The organism is Ktedonobacter sp. SOSP1-52 (assembly GCF_016587395.1).
In genome coordinates, this window is the sequence record NZ_BNJH01000003.1 from 277,618 (window position 1) to 295,708 (window position 18,091).

The window sequence follows — 18,091 nt, forward strand, 5'->3', positions numbered from 1 at the left end:
TCGTCATATCAAATGAACACTCTTTCATAAGGGGCTACGCTTTTCGAGAGGATTTATCTATGCGATGTATGAATTGTGGTTTTCCCGTTTCTCCTTCGCGCACGAGTTGCCCGCGTTGTGGCGCCGCCATAAATCAGGGGAACGATGGTAGAGTGCAGGGTGGGCAGGGGCCAGGAACTCCTACGCCAATGGGGAACGGTATGTATCCGCCAGCTGCGGGCGCGCCAGTTGGACAGCCTGTGCCGGGACAGCAGTGGCAACAGGGACCAGGGGGAGGAGCTGGTGGGGCTAGTTATAACCCGCAAATGCAGCAACTCTTTGCCAACAATGGCCGCCCTGGCCCTCAGCCCTATGCCTCTCCTCCAGGCTTCAATGGCCCGGCCGGTTCGATGGCCTCAACAAATGTTGCTCAGCCACGAGCTCCCCAGCGCTCGTCGCGCCTGCCTTTGACCATCGCTGGTATCAGCGTATTCATCGGCGCGATCATGTTGATACTGGTGTTTGTTTTTGCGTCCGCGTTTTCGCAGACTTCGAATGATAATCACAAGACAACGGTGTTACCAAGCCCGACAAGTGCTCCCCAGCAGGTCGTGAGTGGCACAACCCCGACCCCAGATGCCCAGGCCACGCCAACGGACACGGCTCCAACCCCAACCCCCACTACAGATCCTGGGCAGTACCCCGCTTCTCAATACGTCAGCGACGCCCAGATGGCGCATTCTGTGGATATGCAGACTGCCAAGCCGACGGATACGGGCGATACCTTTCAGGCGGGACAGAAAATGTATGTGACCTTTGGACTGCCTGCGGGCAAGGGCGGGGCGGCCTGCTTGCAGTGGTATATTGGTGACCAGCAATTTGCTACCTATCCTATCGCGGTCAAGGCAACCTCTACCAGGACGTACTCCTATGCTATTACAGGTGGCAAGGGGCAAGGCCACGTGGAGATCTACTGGGCCTCCTCGACCGCCTGTAGCGATAAGCAATTGGCACAGAAAGTAAATTATACTGTGCAGTAGCTTTTGTAACGGCATACTACTCGGCCCGACGCGTACTTTAGTAGCGTCGGGCCATCATAGCTACACGTGTGCTGCGTCCATGGGCGTAGTTGCCAGGAGACGCGATAGTTGTTCGCGTTCAGGAGTGCTAAGTGGTTGCAGGGGCATGCGTGGCCGCCCGCCATAGCCGTTAAGGATCTCGAGGGCCGCTTTCAGGCCTGAGACGCCATAGGTGGTAGTTACTGCCGTATTGGCGGGAATCAGGCGCGCCTGGAGCGCGCGAGCCTCCTCCAGTTGCCCTGCCTCAAAGAGGGCTTGTACCAGGCAGACCTCGTGGGGAAAGATATTGGCCAGCGCCGCAATGGTGCCAGCAGCGCCAATCGCCAGGGAGGGTAGCAGGAAACTGGCACTCCCGGCGAAAACACTGAAGTCCGCAGGGGCCTGGGCGACGATGCTGGCCATTTTGGCGACGTTGCCGCTGCTGTCCTTGAGCCCAATGATATTTGGATGCTCGGCGAGTTGGCAAATAAGACTAACATCCATGTCGAGGCCGGCAGTGTTGGCGGGCATGTTGTAGAGCAAAATTGGTATGGGGCTGGCGTCGGCAACGGCGCGATAGTGTTTTAGTAGCGCCTGAGAATCCATACGGCTACGAAAATAAAAAGGTGGCAGGACGAGCGCAATGGTGGCGCCGGAGTGTGCCGCGAGCTGGCAATGGGCGATGGTTGTTCGTGTTGCTTGATCGCCACAACCAACTATCAGGGGAAGCGTGTCTGTGCTCTCATCCATCATCTCGCGTGCTGTGGATACGAGTTGAGCACGCTCTTCAGAGGTCACATGGGCTGCTTCTCCGTTGCTGCCTAGCAAAACATAGCCCGCGATACCGCTCTCCTGGAGGGCTCGTATATGCCTCTGCAAGGTGAAGAGGTCCAGGTTCTCCTGGGCGTCGAAAAAGGTGGGTAGCGGGGGATAGACACCATTTGGTAGTAAGGTCTGCACGGTACGCCTCCTGTGCTGAGGATGAGTGCGCGAAGCCACTCGGGACGATGAATCGAAAAAATAAATGTATCAAGCAAATACTCTATGACAGTATAAAAGACATTGTAGCATCCACAAAATTTGGCCTGGCCTGGTCCCTCATTGGTCCTGTATGGTTTTAGTGAAGAAAACCCAGGGCCATGATGCCTACAACGACGACAAACACTATGATAGCGCTAATCCAGACGAGGCGCTGGGTTTCCAATTTTTTGCGCAGCGTGCTTATACGGTGATTTTCCGCCGGGCACCACTGTGACTGCCCACAATAGGGACAGAGGGGGAAGAGTTCGTAGGGAGGGCAGCGGTCATCCCTGGTGTGATGTGGTTTGCTATAGGTATATGCGCCGATCTCGTAGCGAATTTGTTCGCTTTCAAAAATAGCCTTGCAGTGGTTACAGCGCAGCAGCAGATATTCCTGCCAGTCACGCGCGTGACATTTTGGGCAGGCCTGAGGCAGCTCTCCTTTATGACCAGAGTTGCTCCAGTGATGGTGACAGCGGTGACAGTAAAACTCATTATCCGTGGGACGGCGTGGGGCATTGCCACGTAACAGCCCCTGCTCAGCCAGGGTCAGGGCCTCGTCTGATGAGAGGGTATAACTCATTTCCCCCAGATCAACCACCATTGGCTCACCAACCCTGTAGGCGGGGAAGGCATAGTGACGCTGGCGATCTCGCCTGGCACCCGGCGAGACCTCGTGCTTATTGCTACGGGCTGCCCCCCCAGACGTGTATGCACTCCTGGCCTGTCCTGGGATGGTTGTGGAGCCGTTCCCCCGCTTGCGTTGGGCGTCATAATTCTTGCGCTCTTCAGGATCATTCAAGATCCGGTAAGCCTTCAAGAGCTCGCCCATACGCTCGTTAGCGTCCGCGCTCTTATTGCGGTCGGGGTGATATTGTAAGGCCAGCTTCTTGAAGGCTTCCTTGATCTCGGCTGATGTGGCGCTTGGGGCCACACCCAGAACCGCATAATAATCTTTCTCTGACTTCATATCTTTGTCGTTAATCTCGCTGCATGCTGGTCTGCGCGGTGGCAGGCTAAACATTTATTCCTCTATTGTATAACGGCAGAAGTCCAAAATGGTTGTAAGGAGAAAACTTTTCAGTGGATCGTACCAGAGGAAAAGAAAAGAGAGGATGAGCATTTGCTCATCCTCTCGCGGATCAACCAGGGAGAGTAGGAGGTATGTTATTTGGTGGCGATCCGATTCTGCATCTCTTCGCGCCCGCCCACAAAGTGGGAAGCGTTCTGGTGCGTGTTCTCAGGCTGGACGCGCCAGATGCGTGGCAGGACAAATTCCCACTGCTCCAGCAAGCGCTGCGCGTGGCTGCTATGCGTCTTGCGCGCGTGCCAGTCGATGACGGTGCGCAAAGCATCGCTCTCCTGGGGGTCCTGTACGCGTGCGAGTTGCGCGGCTGCCAGGTTGCAGCGCGTGGGGAAGGAGCCATCCATATCGAGCACATAGGCCACACCTGAGGACATGCCAGCGGCAAAGTTGGGTCCGGTCTCACCCAGGACCACTACCATGCCACCAGTCATATATTCACAGGCATGTGCACCCACGCCCTCGACCACCGCCAGCGCACCGCTATTGCGAACGGCGAAACGCTCGCCTGCGCGACCCGCCGCGAAGAGCTGACCGCCTGTTGCGCCATAGAGCACGGTGTTGCCGAGGATTGTGTTCTTGTGCCCTTCGTAGGCTGCCTCCGCAGGCGGGAGAATCACGATCTGGCCGCCAGTCATGCTCTTGCCAACATAATCGTTGGCCTCGCCATTGAGGATGAGACGCATGCCGGGCATGCAGAACGCGCCAAAGCTCTGGCCCGCGGCCCCATGGAAGGTGCAGGTAATGCTGTTGCGTGTCAGACCCTCGTTGCCATAGCGCCGCGCGATCTCGCCTGCCAGGACGGTGCCTACAGAGCGATCATAGTTGGCGATAGGATGCTGGGTGAGGATGCTGCGCTCGCCATCCAGGGCACTCTCAACCTCCGTTAAGAGTTCCTGTTCAACGCGAGCTGGCGCGTCGTGTGTATGCCTGCCGGGTTTGGAGCGCACGGGGAGCGAGACCAGGAGCGAGGTAAGATCGATGGCGGCATCGGGTGCGCTTTCCAGCAGTTCGGTGTGTCCGATCAGGTCTTCGAAGCGCGCGATTCCAAGCTGAGCCATGAACTCACGGACCTCTTCGGCGACCAGGGTCAGGTAGTTGACCAGGAATTGGGGCCGCCCGGTAAACTTGGCCTTCAGATCCTCGCGCTGCGTGGCAATGCCTGCTGGACAGGTGTTGAGATGGCACTGACGCGCCATGTCGCAGCCCAGAGTGACCAGGGCCGCTGTGCCGAAGCCAAACTCCTCCGCGCCCAGGAGCGCGCCAATAATCACGTCACGGCCGGTCTTGAAGCCACCGTCAACGCGCACTTTGATGCGCTTACGCAGGCCGTTGCGGACGAGCACCTGTTGTGCCTCGCTTAATCCCAGCTCCCAGGGCATGCCCGCGTGTTTGATAGATTGCAGGGGCGAAGCGCCAGTGCCACCATCATTCCCGCTGATGAGCACGTAGTCCGCGTGGCCTTTGGCAACCCCGGCGGCGATGGTGCCAACGCCCAGGCAGGAGACCAGCTTGACACCTACTTTGGCTGTTGGATTAACCTGGTGCAGGTCGTAGATGAGCTGTGCGATATCCTCAATGCTATAGATGTCGTGATGGGGTGGCGGCGAGATGAGCGAGACGCCTGGCTCGGTATGGCGTAGGCGCGCGATAAAGGGTGTGACCTTGGCAGGGGGAAGCTGTCCGCCCTCACCTGGCTTAGAACCCTGAGCCATCTTGATCTCGATCTCTTCCGCGCGTACCAGGTACTCGGTGGTGATGCCAAAGCGGGCTGAGGCTACCTGCTTGATCTTGCTGCTGACGGGATAGCCCTCCAGCGTCTCGTGATACCAGGCCGGGTCCTCGCCACCTTCGCCGGTGTTGTTGCGTCCGCCAATGCTGTTCATGGCGGCAGCGATGGTGCGATGCGTCTCAGGGCTGAGCGCGCCCACGGACATCGCGGAGACCACGAAGCGCGCGCGAATTGACTCCATCGACTCAACCTCTGCCAGAGGGATAGGTTGGCGAGTGGTAAAGCGTAGCTGGTCGCGCAGGTTGGTCGCGGGACGCTGATAGACCATACCGGTGTACTGGCGATAATCCTCTGTCAGGCCGGTCTGAGCCGCTTTCTGGAGCGCGCGAATGATGAGCGGGTTATAGGCGTGGTACTCGGCATCGCGGCGGAAGCGGAAGCGACCCATGTCGGCCAGCTTGCGCTTGCGCACGGCTGGACCCGTCGCCGGGGCCTGCTGCTCTTCTTGGATTTTCGCGACCTGCTTACGTATCTCTTCATTGACCTGGGCGAAGGAGACCTTACCGTAGCGGGCCGCCGAGTCGGTAAAGCAGCGCTCAACCAGTTCAGGAGACAGCCCCAGGATCTCAAACTGGCCTGCGCCAATGATATTGCGCAGGGTAGAGATACCCATACGGGCCATGATCTTGCACAGCCCATCCTCAATTACATGCCGGTAGCGTGCCACGGCCTCCTCAGGGGTAATATGCTCAAGGCGGCGTTCTCCAGCCAGCGCGCGTACGCTTGCCAGTGCCAGGGTGGGGACGACGGCTTCAGCGCCGTAGCCAAGCAGGACCGCGATCTGGTGTACATCGCAGACTGTGCCGGTCTCGCAAATCAGCGAGACGCGTGCGCGTAGCCCATGTTTGATCAAGGCATGGTGAACCGCGCCAACTGCGATAAGCATGGGTAGGGGTGGCTGCTCTAGAGTTGCGTCCTGGTCACTCAGGACTAAGAGGGTTGCGCCATTCTCAATGGCCGCGAGCGCCTCCTGCTCCAGGCGATCCAGCGCCATCTCGACAGTGTTGTCTGGATGGATAATATCCAGGGTGGTCTTCAGCGTTGCGGGACGCAGGTGGCTCTGGGTGGTATCGCGTAGAATGCTCAACTGCTTCTTGTCCAGGATCGGCGAGGTGAGACGGACCAGGCGTGCGTGCTCGGGAGTCTCTGTCAGCAGGCTCTGGCGAGGACCAAGGTAGCTATCCAGGGACATCACAATGCGCTCGCGGAGCGGGTCAATGGGAGGATTGGTGACCTGAGCAAAGCGCTGGCGAAAGTAATCCGAAAAGGTGCGCGAGATGGTAGAGAGCGCGGCAAGCGGGGCATCATCGCCCATGCTCCAGGTTGGCTCTTTATTCTCAGCCAGGATTGGCCTGAGCACCATTTCAACATCCTCATGCGTATAGCCAAAGAGCTGCTGATGCGTGAAGAGCGTCTCGGGATCACGGACTACCTCGTCAGACGAGGTAGCTTCCAGTTCTGTGAGATGCAGGAGATGATCTTCCAGCCATTGGTGATAGGGCTGGCGCTGCGCCAGGTCGCTCTTGACCTCGGCGTTATGCAGCACTTTATGCGCGACCAGGTCGGCAGCGATAATCTCACCGGGTCCCAGGCCACCCTTCTCGGCGATATTCTCTGGATCGCATGGGACCACGCCGGCCTCGGAGGCGACGATAAGCAAGCCATCGCGAGTCAGAGTGTAGCGTGCGGGACGCAGTCCATTGCGGTCCAGCGCGGCCCCCACGATGCGCCCATCACTAAAGACCAGGGCGGCGGGTCCATCCCAGGGTTCCACCAGACCTGCGTGATATTCACACCATGCGCGCTGAGCCTCGTCAAACTCGGTGTCCTGCTCCCAGGCAGGGGGCACAAGCATCTGCGCGCTATGTAGCAGGTCACGACCAGAATGTGTCAGAAGCTCAAGCGCGTTATCGAGCTGAGCCGAGTCGCTGCCAGTGGCGGGAATGACGGGTAGAAGGTCAGCGATCTTTTCCTGCCAGAGTGGAGATGCCAGCGCCTTCTCGCGGGCCTGCATCCAGTTCCGGTTGCCCTGAATGGTATTGATCTCACCATTATGCGCGAGCAGGCGGAAGGGCTGGGCCAGCGGCCAGGAGGGCAGGGTGTTGGTACTATAACGCTGGTGAAAGACCGCCAGCGCACTCACGTAGTCGGGATCAACCAGGTCCAGGTAGAAGCTCGCGAGCTGGTTGGGGGCCAGGAGGCCCTTATAGATGATGGTGTTGCGTGAGAGCGAGGCGATGTAGCAATCCTCAAGCTTTGCCTGTGCAAGATGCTGTTCTATAAGGCGCCGTGCGTGGTAAAGCGCTCGGTCATACGCTTCAAGATCAAGTTGTTCGGGACGAGAGATGATGACCTGGCTGATGGTTGGGGCTGAGGCGCGTGCGCGGGCTCCCAGGATGGCGTAGTTGATAGGAGGCGTGCGCCAGGTAAGCGCCGGTATGCCCACTTCTTGTAAGGTCTGCATAATGATCTGGCGACTGTGCTCATAGGCCTGGGGCGCGCGTTCCTGTTGGGGTAAAAAGAGCATGCCTACGGCGAGATCTTGAACAGAGGAAGGAGAGATGTGCTGCCGTTCTAGCTCGGCATAAAAAAGTGGCAGGGGAATTTGCGTCAGGATGCCTGCACCATCGCTTGTCTCGGCGTCAGCATCCTGTGCGCCACGATGGGTAAGGTGTGTAAGTGCTGTTAGAGCGGTTTGCACGAGGGCATGATCGGCCTCGCCGGAAAGCCGGGCGAGAAAACCGGTGCCGCATGCATCATGTTCCCAACGAGGATCATAGAGCGGATAGGTCATGTGTTGTGCGGTGTGTTTGTGCTGCATGCAGTGTCCTCCCAAATAGATAATCATGGTCTAAGAGGGTACTGGGCACCTGCGTTGGAGCCTGTGTGTAGCGACGATCAAACAGCGAACGTCGTAGTCATTGCTGTGAAGCTGTGCATAGTTCCCTTGTGAGGGGCTGGTCTGGTTTTGTAGGCGAAGGTTGAGTGCGCAAGGCTCTGACCTTGCGTATGGGCAGCACCGGAGTATGAGCAACTTAGCCCAGGGGGTAAGGCAACATCACCTTATTAGAGCAAGTATAACATAGGGCCAAGAAAGCATACAAGGGTAAGAAAAGCTTTTTCTTGCCTGGTTGGTAGAAAATAAGGAAATTGTGCCTCTGATAGGAGCATAGGGAAGAGGTTATTTGCGTCTAGGAGGGTATGGATGTGCGATGATCGTGGCGAACGCCCAGCCATCGCACATCCATACCCTCCTAGACGGGTGTTGTCAGCATCTCCTGGTAGACATCAGAGGTCTGTTTCGCGATCTGCTCCTGTGTATAGTTCTCAAGCACGCGCTGGCGACCGCGTTTGGCGAGATCTTTGTAGAGGGCGGGATCATCCAGGAGCCTGCGCACACAGGCGCTTAGCGCATCGGCGTCACCCTCCTTAAAGACCAGGCCAGCATCACCGAGTACCAGGGGAATCTCGCCTGAGCTAGAGCCAATAACCGGAGTTTCGCAGGCCATGGCCTCAATCAGGACGCGGCCAAACTGTTCCGCCCAGTTGGGGCGGCTCAGTGAGGGGAGGACATGAACGTCGATCTCCTGCATGGCGCGCGGAATTTCATAGCTGGGCAGGCTCCCCTTGAAGGTGACACGCTCGGCAATGCCCAATTCGGCAGCCTGCTTCTCCAGGACTTCGCGCATGGGGCCGACCCCGACAAAGACGACCTGGCAGTAGTCAGGAAGTTTGGGGAGGGCCTCAATCAAGGTAGGCAGGCCTTTGGCCTCGACCAGGCGCCCCACATAGCCAAGGAGGAAGGGTTCGCTCGCTTTATGCTCTCGTGGAGGCAGCGTACGCTGGTAGATGCTTGGGTCAATGCCAAACTGGCGAATGATATGCAGGCTGCCCTTGTAGCCCTTACGTCGCAAGACATCGGCGGCATCCTGGTTCCCCGCCAGGGCCGTGGTGGCGTGCTTATAGTTGTAAAGCTCCATCTGGCGGAAAGGGAGGGGATACTCGCGGTAGAGGTTCTGGAAGGCGAAGAAGAGGGGGCGCGCCTTATGCTTGACCGCCAGCCGTGTGGCGTGATAGGTGGCGAAGTTGTATGGTTCCTCGTCGATGTGGACGATATCGGGCCGCACCTCGCGCATAATCTTGCCCAGCTCTGGATAATAGTGCAGGTGGTAGCGACCATTGAAGCGCATGGGTGTCTCGATTATGCGATAGCCGCTGGTGTAGAGCCGCTCAAGGGTTAGCTTGCTACCATCATCATGAAGCCAGTAGGGAGGCGTTACCAGGGTCAGCTCGACTCCTGGGCATTTCGCCAGCTCCTCAAGCTTTTTCTGTGAGGTCCCCACAACGAGGGCCTTTGAGATCATCAGTACACGCATATATCTTTTCTCTTTTTTTTATTGGGTATGAGTGCGTTTGTAGGCCTGCTCGTAGACGTTGAGCGTCTGCGTCGCTGTCATGTGCCAGCTAAAGACTTTGGCGCGTTCAAGCGAGCGGGCGCTAAGGTCGGCGTGAAGGGTTTCATCAGTAAGGACGCGGTACATGGCATCTACAAACTCATTAAGGTTGTCTGGATCGATCAGGAGTGCGGCATCGCCCACCACCTCGGGCAGCGAGGTGCGATTGGAACATACCACCGGGGCGCCACAGCCCATGGCCTCCAGGGGATCGAGTCCAAAGCCCTCGTAGAGCGAGGGGAAGGCAAAGAGTCTGGCCCCGCTATAGATAGTAGGCTTATCTTCATCTTCGACAAAGCGGCAGATGACCTGCTTCTCGATCCCCAGCTTGCGGGCCACGGGACGTGGGTCGGGGAAGAAAGGCCCGCTCTGTTTATCGGGATTACCGGAGATAAAGAGCTGTAAATCGGGATCCCCCAGTCGCTTATAGAGCTGCGCGAAGGCGCGCACCAGTTGCGGAACGTTCTTACGCTGGTCGATTCCCCCCAGGTAGAAGATATAGCGCTCGTTGAGGCCATAGCGCGCCCTGGCCCGAGCCAGCACTTCGGGATCACGAATGGGTTGGAACTGCTCGCCAGCAGCCTGGTAAATGACGTGAATGCGCTCCTCCGGTATTTTGAGTACCTCAATAATGTCTTGCCGGGCATGCTGGGAGATCGTAATCACCTCGGTCGCGTTATGCGCGGCTCTGGCGGCCAGGTTCATATACGCCTGGACCTTCTTGTTGGGCAGGTAGGCCGGGAGACGCAAGGGAATGACGTCATGAATAGTGACAACCGTAGGCACGCGTGGCAGGAGCGGTGGCGCGAAATAGGGGACATGCATCACATCGACCCTGGCTTTGCGCGCCGCGGTCGGAGCCGTCACCTGCTCCCAAAAGATTTTGCGCAGGTTCTCGTTGCGCTGCGCGAAGGCTGGCACGGGCTGCACAACATAGGGATAGGATGAAGTCGTATTGCTAGCTGGCTGAGGCCCGAAAAGGACGTATTCATTCTGACGATCAATGGCGCTGAGCGCATCGAGCAGGTGGAACATATATTGTCCAGTCCCGGACGCGGGATGCTGGTAGAAAAGCGCGTTTATACCTATTTTCATGAAAGGGCGTCCTCGTCTGAGAAATTGGTTTTCCCCTCATAGAGGCGTTGATATACTGAGAGCATTTTACGGGCTGATTGCTCCCAGGTAAACTTTTGGGCCTGCGCATAGCCCTTCTGGCGTAGGTCATTGCGTAACTGTTCGTCACCGCTCAGGCGTGCGATGGCATGTGCAAGCTCATCGATATTATGGGGATCGACGAGGAGCGCGGCATCACCTGCGACCTCGGGAAGGGAGGAGATATTGGAGGTGATGACAGGCGCGCCACAGGCCATGGCCTCGATCGGCGGGATGCCAAAGCCCTCGAAGAACGAGGGAAAGGCGAAGATCTGCGCCATGCTATACAGGTGTACCAGCTCCAGGTCGCTCACACGGCCCAGGAAGCGCACACGCTTCTCTAGTTTGAGTTGCTGCACCAGTTCGCGTGTCTCGTCGTAGAGCCAGCCTTTCCCGCCTGCAATCGCCAGCATCGCGGGGGCCTTCTTCTGCTGGTAGAGTTGATAATACGCCTTGATCAGGCCCAGGTGATTCTTGCGTGGCTCCAGGGTTCCCACAGCCAGCAGAAAGGGGGCTTTCAGGCCAAACTTATTGCGCGTGGACTCAAGCAGCACAGGATCGGTGACGCGCTTAAAGTAGCTGCCAACGCCATTAGGAATCACGGTCAACTTTTCGCGCGGTGTCTGAAAATGTTTGATGAGTGTACGGCTGACCTCGTGCGAGACCGTAGCGATGACATCCGCCTCCTCCAGAGCCTCGGGAACAACTTTTTTTAAGTAGGCAGCCAGCGAAGGAGCGGCGTATTCGGGGTGCTCAAGAAAGGCTACATCATGAATGGTGACGACCTTGCGCGTCTTCTTGGGAAGTGGTGGTAGCACAAAGTCCGGGCCATGATAAATATCTGCGGCGCCTGTAAAGAGGGTCGCGGTGAGTGGCACGCGCCAGCGATACCAGAGAATATTGAGATAGCGGTCCGGGATGAGCACGCTGCGTCCACGCACTCGCCCTCCCTCTGGGAATGGTTGCTCCTGCGTTGGGCGCCCACTGGTCAAAAGTGTATACGCGTTGGTGGTGTCCTGGTCAAGCATCGCGTCCACCAGGCGACGGACATAGGTGCCAATGCCTGCCCCTTGCCTGATGGCCGCGGTATAGTCAATTGCAATACGCATGAACAATTCCTTTATCTTGGAGGAAAGGGTGGCCAACCCATTGGCTTGCCGCCAAGCAGGTGGAAATGCAGGTGAAGTACGGATTGTCCTGCATGAGGGCCTACATTGGTGACGAAGCGGTAGCCATCCTCCAACTTGCGCTCGTGGGCGATCTGTTTGGCGACGGTAAAGATCTGGGCCAGGACCGGACCATCGTCTGGCTCAATGTCGCTCATAGAGGCGATATGACGCGTGGGAATGACCAGGAGATGTACGGGGGCCTGGGGATGAATATCTTCAAAGGCGACGACATGATCATCCTGGTAGACAATTTTGCTCGGTATCTCGCCCGTGACAATTTTACAGAAGAGGCAATTATCCATCAAGCTTATCACCTTTCAACGTGGCACGACGCTGCTGAATACCCTAAAGGGCACAAGGCACACATCTACCTAGTGGCACGACGCTGCTAACCCCCATTCGGGGCAAGCGCACGCGTTTATATATAATGGATCACTAGACAGTACTATTCTCTATGAGTATACGCGCTATAGGCTATCCGTGGCACGCTTGTAGCAAGCGAGAGGGGGTTGCCTGCTGGCTTCCCCCTCTCGGGACCGCGTTCGCGGTAGTCGCGCACAGAATAACTCTGGCCGTTTGCTAGTTTGTCGTCTGTTCGTGGATCTCTGTTGGGACAGGGGCTTCCGCCGAGGCGGCTGGCTTTTCCTCCTCGGAGGGAGTGGAAGCTGATGTGGTGCCCTCAGGTTGTTGGGTTGCGCCTGTCTTTGGTTGCCCATTAGCTGACTGATGGTGACTCGCGTTAAAGTCGCCATGTAGTGAGGGATCGTTATACTGCGGCAGGTTCATCTCCAGGCGAATGGCTTTAATGGCCTGGTATACGACGCCTGGCTTGACCGAGAGCTTCTCCGCAAGGATTTTATGGACGCCAACGGGGGGAATGGGGAGTAGCGGCAGGTAGGCCTCTTTGATGCGCTCCAGCTCTTCATTGCTCCCTTTATAGGTTTGTACCTCCCACCAGCTCGGCATATGCTGCCGGTCGCGCAGGTCCTTTATAATTTTCTTGACTGCTTTTTTGGGGATACCTACCTCGGTGGCGATCTGGGTGCGGATACCATCATATTCCGAGGGTTTCGCGAGCTCTAGATAGCGCTGCTCAACCTTCTCCACTTGTTCGGTCGAAGGCTCAAAGGGCTGAGGCGGTGGAATCTTTTCGCGTTTGGGCTTAGTGATTGCCGCTGCGGGGCGTCCAGGCTTGCCTCTGGGAGGGCGATTGGGCATGGGACGGCCCTGTCCTGGTCGCTCGGGTCGGGGACCACGTCCCGCGCCGTTGTCATAAGGAGGACGTGGGCGCTGGCCATAGGGGCCTGGCTGGCTCTGATCGCCGCCCTGGCGATAGCCACCGGGGCCACGATTATACCCGCCTTCGCGCGGACCGCCACCTTGATACCCTTCGCGATAACCGCCTGGGCCACGATTATACCCGCCTTCGCGGTAGCCACCGGGGCCACGGCTATATCCACCCTCGCGCGGACCACCTTCACGATAGCCTCCCGGTCCACGCTGGCCACCTTCATGATAACCTCCTGGTCCGCGCTGGCCATATCCACGCTCGCCGTGATGTGCCTCGCCTGGCCCGTGCTCTTGCGGACGCGCTCCAGGAGCAGATGGGGGCGACGGTGGTGCGTTAAAGCCATTTGGCTGTTGTGTATGTTGTGTCTCGCGTGGTCCAGAGGGTAGCTGTGGTTTGGGGCGTGCTGGCTGGTCGGGCTCTGCGACCTTAATATCATCCAGGGCATCAAACCAATGACTGGTACCACTTTGCTCAGGCTTAGCTTTCGGTTTGGGTGGTGGTGGCGTCTGACGTGTTGTGCCTGGGCCAACAGGCCTGTTAGCTGGTGCGGGCGGCGCATTCTTCGCCGCTAATTTTTCTTTCCTGGCCTTCTGCGTGCAATCGGGGCAAGTTACTTCTTTAGCATTTGCCGACTGAAACCACTTGCCGCAAGTGATGCATCGCATCTTAATTTTGCTCATGCGCGAACTCCCCTGTACCATCAGAATAAAACAACGTGTCGCGTGTCGGAATGCACTTTCTATTGTAGTTGTTCGCGCAGGCTTTGTCTACCGTTGGTATTTTAGGGGCGTTTGAGCTTATGACGATGCATATCTATCAATTGATAAGCTTTATTGCATGTCAGAAAGAGAAGGCACCAGGGAGGGGCACTCTATCCCACTGGCGCCTTCTCTTTAAAGAAGCCCTGGACGTCACGCAGGTTGGATGAGCGCTGCGCGGGTGGCAGCGCGTTGAGCACGAGTTTGCCATAGCCCTTGGTATGCAGGCGCGTATCGAGGATGGCCATGACACCAGTGTCGCTACGCGTGCGTAGCAGGCGGCCAATACCCTGCTTGAGGCGCAGGACGGCCTGTGGCAAGACATAGGTCCCAAACCAGTTCTCGCCCCGGGCTTTCATCTGAGCGACGCGGGCCTCGTGGACCGGGTCGTCGGGTGGATCAAAGGGGAGCTTGTCGATGACGACAAGGGAGAGGGCATCGCCCGCGATGTCTACACCCTCCCAGAAGCTTTTCAAGCCGAAGAGAACCGAGCCCTTCTCCTCGCGGAAGCGCCGCGTGAGTTCCATGCGCGTCATCTCGCCCTGTTTGAGGCAGGGGAGGTTGAGGCTTAACAGGTGCTCTTCCATTATTTCATAGGCGAAATCGAGCATGCGCTTGCTGGAGAAGAGCAGGAAGGCACGCCCCTGCGAAAGTCTGACCAGGGAATACATCTCGCGCGCGATGGCGAGCTGGTAGTCCCCCAGGCCATCACCAAAGGTGGGCGCGGGCAGGTGGCGCGGCAGGTAGAGCAAGGAATTGCTCTCGTAGTCAAAGGCCAGGGGCAGAATGTTCTCCTGGACCTCAGGACGCTCCTCCGGTTCCAGGCCAACGCGGCGACGGAAATAGTGGAAGTTTGCCGCGCGTTCCTCGGGACTGGAGGCCGTCGGATTGACGGTCGCCAGGGTTGCCGAGGTGCAGATAACGTTGCACTTATTGAAGAGGCGCTCCTTGAGCCAACTGGTGACGTCCAGGGGCGAGGCCGAGGCCTGGAGGAGTGCGCCTCCACGTCCCCCCTCTACGCGGTCGACGTAGTAGACAAATTTGTCGGTCTCTGCGACCGAGAAGACGGTGCGCACGTTCTCGGAGAGGTTTTGAACCCGCTTGAGCAACTTGTCATAGAGTTGCCCCTCTTTCTCTGGCAGGTCCTTGGGGCGCTGTTTGCGCAGAGAGTCCGCCAGGTCTGAGAGGGCGGAGGCCAGGCGCAGGCCCTCTTCCAGTGGTTGCTCTAAGTTCATACGCCCTTTATAGCCGGGATCGGCGACCTGTTCCAGGCTCACCCACATATTCTGCGCGGCGCGGAAGGCATCATCTTGCAGGCTGACCTGGCTATGATCCTTGAGCATGCGTTGGGCCAGCAGGGTCTGTACCTGGCCCGGGCTGATGGTAATCGTAAAGGAGCGCGTGGCCTCCTCTTCAAGATGGTGGGCCTCGTCCAGGATGATCACGTCGCGCTCAGGCAGCAAGAAGCCGCCCATGGCCGCGTCCAGCAGCAGGAGCGTATGATTGACGACGATGACCTGTGCTCGCTCGGCGCGCTCGCGCATCTGGCGCACATAGCAGTCAGAGAAATAGGTACACTTACTCCAGGCGCACTGGTCGCTATCCGTGGCGATGCGACCCCGGACGTCGCCTGCTAGCTGAAAGTCCAGCGTCTCGAAGTCGCCAGTAAAGGTCGACTCGGGATCATTAACCATGTCGACCAGGCGCTGAAACTCCTTGTTTTTGGTATAAAACTGCATGCCGACGCGCTCGGTCTCCATGCGGTCGATGCAGAGATAATTATTGACCCCCTTGACCAGGGCGGCTTCAAAGGGCTGAATGTGCTTTTGCACAAAGGGAATATCTTTGTAGAAGAGCTGCTCTTGCAGGGCCTTATTAGCCGTGCTGATGATGGCAACCTTGCCGGAGCGTACGACGGGAACCAGGTAGGCCAGAGACTTACCCGTACCAGTGCCGGCCTCGATGATCGCGGGAATGTTCTGTGTGAGGGCGCGCGCCACGGTGCGCGCCATCTCGATCTGGGCCGGGCGCTCTTCATAGCCTGGCAGGCGTCGTGAAAGCACGCCGCCCTGGCAGAGATCGGCCGTAATCTGGCGATAGAGCCTGGCGGTCTCCGAACTCTCGCCTTCGCCCTCACTAAGCTGCCTGGGTTCAGGCGTACTGGCCATGGTCGTAAGCGGCAGTGAGTGGGGAATCGCGGCTGGCCTGGCCGCCTCGGCAGTTGCCTCGGCCTCGCTCTGTTTGCGCCGCGTGATGCGTAACGTTGCGGGGGCTGGCTTTTGTGCCTCGCTCTGCATGTTGACTGGTTGGAGCATTGGTGGGTTTGCTATCAGCGGTGTCCGAGCGGGCTCTTCAGGCGCGGGTTCCGGGGCCACTGGTGTCGTTGGAATAGATCTGAGAGTGGCCAGGGGCGTGGCTTCCTGGATCGGCTGGTGCATCAGGGCGCGGATATAGTTATCAGCCAATGATTGAATGCGGCCAAAGCGCTCCCGGGGCTTACGCTCAAGCGCGCGTACCAGGACATGCTCGATATAAGGTGTAATCTTAGGATTTAGCGTGCTGGGCATAGGGAAAGCGGTTTCTTCCTGCTGGCGTAGGAGTTCATCGCGTTCAGTTGCCTCATAGGGGCGGCGCCCGCAGAGCCATTCGTAGAGCATGACCGCCAGGGCGTACTGGTCGCTGGCATCGTCAGGCGTACCTCGCAAGTGTTCGGGTGCCATGTAGAGGAGGGCCCCTGGTTCAGGCGTAAAAGGAGCATCGGGCGTAGGTAGCTGAAGCGCGAAATCGGTCAGGAGAATCTCGCTATTCTCGCCCATCAGCAGGATCTCGGGACACAGATTGCCGTGAATGACATGATGAGTATGGGCGTAGCTCAGAGCCGAGGCGCTCCGCGAGATCGCCAGGCGTACTTCATCGGGAGCGTATTGTTTCCCTGGCGCAAACCGCTCGCGAATGCTCTGCCCCGCCTGGTAGTTCATGACCAGGTAGGGGTGCTCGCCATCCAGGCCCGCGTCCACAGTTCTGATAATATTGCGGTTGATCAGCTTTTTTAGCTGTTTGGCACGTGCGAGAAAGGCTTCTTGCGCCCGTGTGTCGCTGAGAGGAGCATGGAACTTCTTGATGAGGAGCGTCTTTTTGCGCTGCTGACTCAGGTAGGTGGCGCTGGTTGGCCCGGTATGAAGTGTGGTGGTGATGGGATAAGAGCCGATTTGTTGCAGCTCGACTTCGGACATGATCTCCTCGCTTCCCCCGAAATATGAACATCTGTTTGGTGCGCATGTGCAGTATAGCACAGCGAGGGACGAGGAACAATGCCGTCACCTCCTGGTTGGGCTTGTCCTCCAGCGTAGGTGAAAACTATGCCCACTTGACAGGTGCTCATATTTACAGTACTATTAGTGTATATTCTACACTAATGGACCATATGCTGACTCGCTGCCTGTTCGAAGGGAGCGCTCATTGGTGTAGAGGGTGTAACAGGAGATTGAGTGTCGAGTTTGTATAACAGTATTATACACCAGAAGACCGTAAGAAGTGAGACAGATGGAAGAGCAAAGTACAGCAAGTAATGAGCTGCAAGAAAGCGGGCATGATGAGCCTCAGGGGCGGGAGGTAGTGGCGACGAGGGAGGCCGAGGCGCATAAATATGATGCCAGCAAGTATGAGCGTCCATCGGTCACCGTGGACGTTGTCATGATGAGCCTGCGACAGAAGGATCTGCAAGTACTGCTTGTCAAGCGGCGATCATGGCCGTACGAGGGCATGTGGGCTATTCCTGGTGGCTTCGTCAATATCGACGAATCTCTGGAGGATGCGGCCAAACGTGAGTTACAAGAAGAGACGCAGGTAGAGAATGTCTACCTGGAGCAACTCTATACCTTTGGCGAGCCTGGGCGCGATCCACGTACGCGGGTCATCACCGTCGTATACTTTGCCCTGCTGGATTCGGAGCGCCTCCAGGTCAAGGCCGCGAGTGATGCTGTAGATGTTGACTGGTTTCCGGTGTATGATCTGCCGCCGTTGGCCTTCGATCATCAGCAGATTCTGGAGTACACGCTTAACCGCCTGCGTGGCAAGCTCGAATACACCACGATTGCCTTTAACCTCTTGTCAGAGCAGTTTACACTACGTGAACTGCAACGCGTCTACGAGATCATTCTGCATAAGAAGCTCGACAAGCGGAACTTTCGTAAGAAAATCCTCTCAACTGGTATTCTGGAGGACACGGGCGCGAAAAAGATGGAGGGCACGCACCGGCCTGCCCGCCTGTACCGCTTTAACCCGGCGGCTGAGCACGAGCTATAAGGTTTTTCTCTTGCGGATGTCGTGCTTGT

11 protein-coding genes are annotated in these 18,091 nt (G+C 57.6%); 2 read left to right on the forward strand and 9 right to left on the reverse strand.

Features of this window, described 5'->3' with window-relative positions; translation table 11 throughout:
* The first annotated feature begins 59 nt into the window (after positions 1–59).
* Complete coding sequence (locus JMJ16_RS26825; protein WP_201386578.1) at positions 60–1,019, forward strand: zinc ribbon domain-containing protein; 960 nt, start codon at positions 60–62, stop codon at positions 1,017–1,019.
* Positions 1,020–1,079: 60 nt separating this feature from the next.
* On the opposite strand, the gene JMJ16_RS26830 is transcribed toward JMJ16_RS26825, so the two are convergent.
* From JMJ16_RS26830 to JMJ16_RS26870, 9 genes are all read right to left on the reverse strand, one after another.
* Entirely contained in the window at positions 1,080–1,997 is a 918-nt protein-coding gene (locus tag JMJ16_RS26830; RefSeq protein WP_201386579.1) for a dihydrodipicolinate synthase family protein, read from the reverse strand.
* Between the two features lie 157 nt (positions 1,998–2,154).
* On the reverse strand, positions 2,155–3,081 hold the full coding sequence (locus JMJ16_RS26835) for a DnaJ domain-containing protein (protein ID WP_201386582.1): 927 nt from the start codon (positions 3,079–3,081) through the stop codon (positions 2,155–2,157).
* A 143-nt stretch (positions 3,082–3,224) separates the two neighbouring features.
* Positions 3,225–7,754: a glutamate synthase large subunit gene (gltB, locus tag JMJ16_RS26840; protein WP_201386590.1), complete on the reverse strand. Its 4,530-nt coding sequence runs from the start codon at positions 7,752–7,754 to the stop codon at positions 3,225–3,227.
* A 433-nt stretch (positions 7,755–8,187) separates the two neighbouring features.
* Complete coding sequence (locus tag JMJ16_RS26845; RefSeq protein ID WP_236601706.1) at positions 8,188–9,309, reverse strand: glycosyltransferase family 4 protein; 1,122 nt, start codon at positions 9,307–9,309, stop codon at positions 8,188–8,190.
* A gap of 18 nt (positions 9,310–9,327) precedes the next feature.
* On the reverse strand, positions 9,328–10,482 hold the full coding sequence (locus JMJ16_RS26850; RefSeq protein ID WP_201386592.1) for a glycosyltransferase family 1 protein: 1,155 nt from the start codon (positions 10,480–10,482) through the stop codon (positions 9,328–9,330).
* The gene (locus JMJ16_RS26855; protein WP_201386594.1) at positions 10,479–11,648 is read right to left on the reverse strand and encodes a glycosyltransferase family 1 protein; all 1,170 of its coding nucleotides are present in this window, start codon (positions 11,646–11,648) and stop codon (positions 10,479–10,481) included. Before JMJ16_RS26855 ends, JMJ16_RS26850 begins: the two co-directional genes overlap by 4 nt.
* 11 nt (positions 11,649–11,659) lie before the next feature.
* Positions 11,660–12,010 carry a histidine triad nucleotide-binding protein gene (locus JMJ16_RS26860; RefSeq protein WP_201389162.1) on the reverse strand — a complete coding sequence of 117 codons (351 nt, stop codon included), beginning with the start codon at positions 12,008–12,010 and terminating at the stop codon, positions 11,660–11,662.
* A gap of 277 nt (positions 12,011–12,287) precedes the next feature.
* A complete protein-coding gene (locus JMJ16_RS26865; RefSeq protein WP_201386596.1) occupies positions 12,288–13,679 on the reverse strand; it encodes a hypothetical protein in 1,392 nt (463 codons plus the stop codon).
* Positions 13,680–13,870: 191 nt separating this feature from the next.
* Positions 13,871–16,990 (reverse strand): helicase C-terminal domain-containing protein, encoded by a 3,120-nt coding sequence (locus tag JMJ16_RS26870; protein WP_201386604.1) that lies wholly within the window; start codon positions 16,988–16,990, stop codon positions 13,871–13,873.
* A gap of 310 nt (positions 16,991–17,300) precedes the next feature.
* Between JMJ16_RS26870 and JMJ16_RS26875 the strand changes: the two genes are divergently transcribed.
* The gene (locus JMJ16_RS26875) at positions 17,301–18,062 is read left to right on the forward strand and encodes an NUDIX domain-containing protein (protein WP_201386605.1); all 762 of its coding nucleotides are present in this window, start codon (positions 17,301–17,303) and stop codon (positions 18,060–18,062) included.
* The last annotated feature ends 29 nt before the right edge of the window (positions 18,063–18,091 follow it).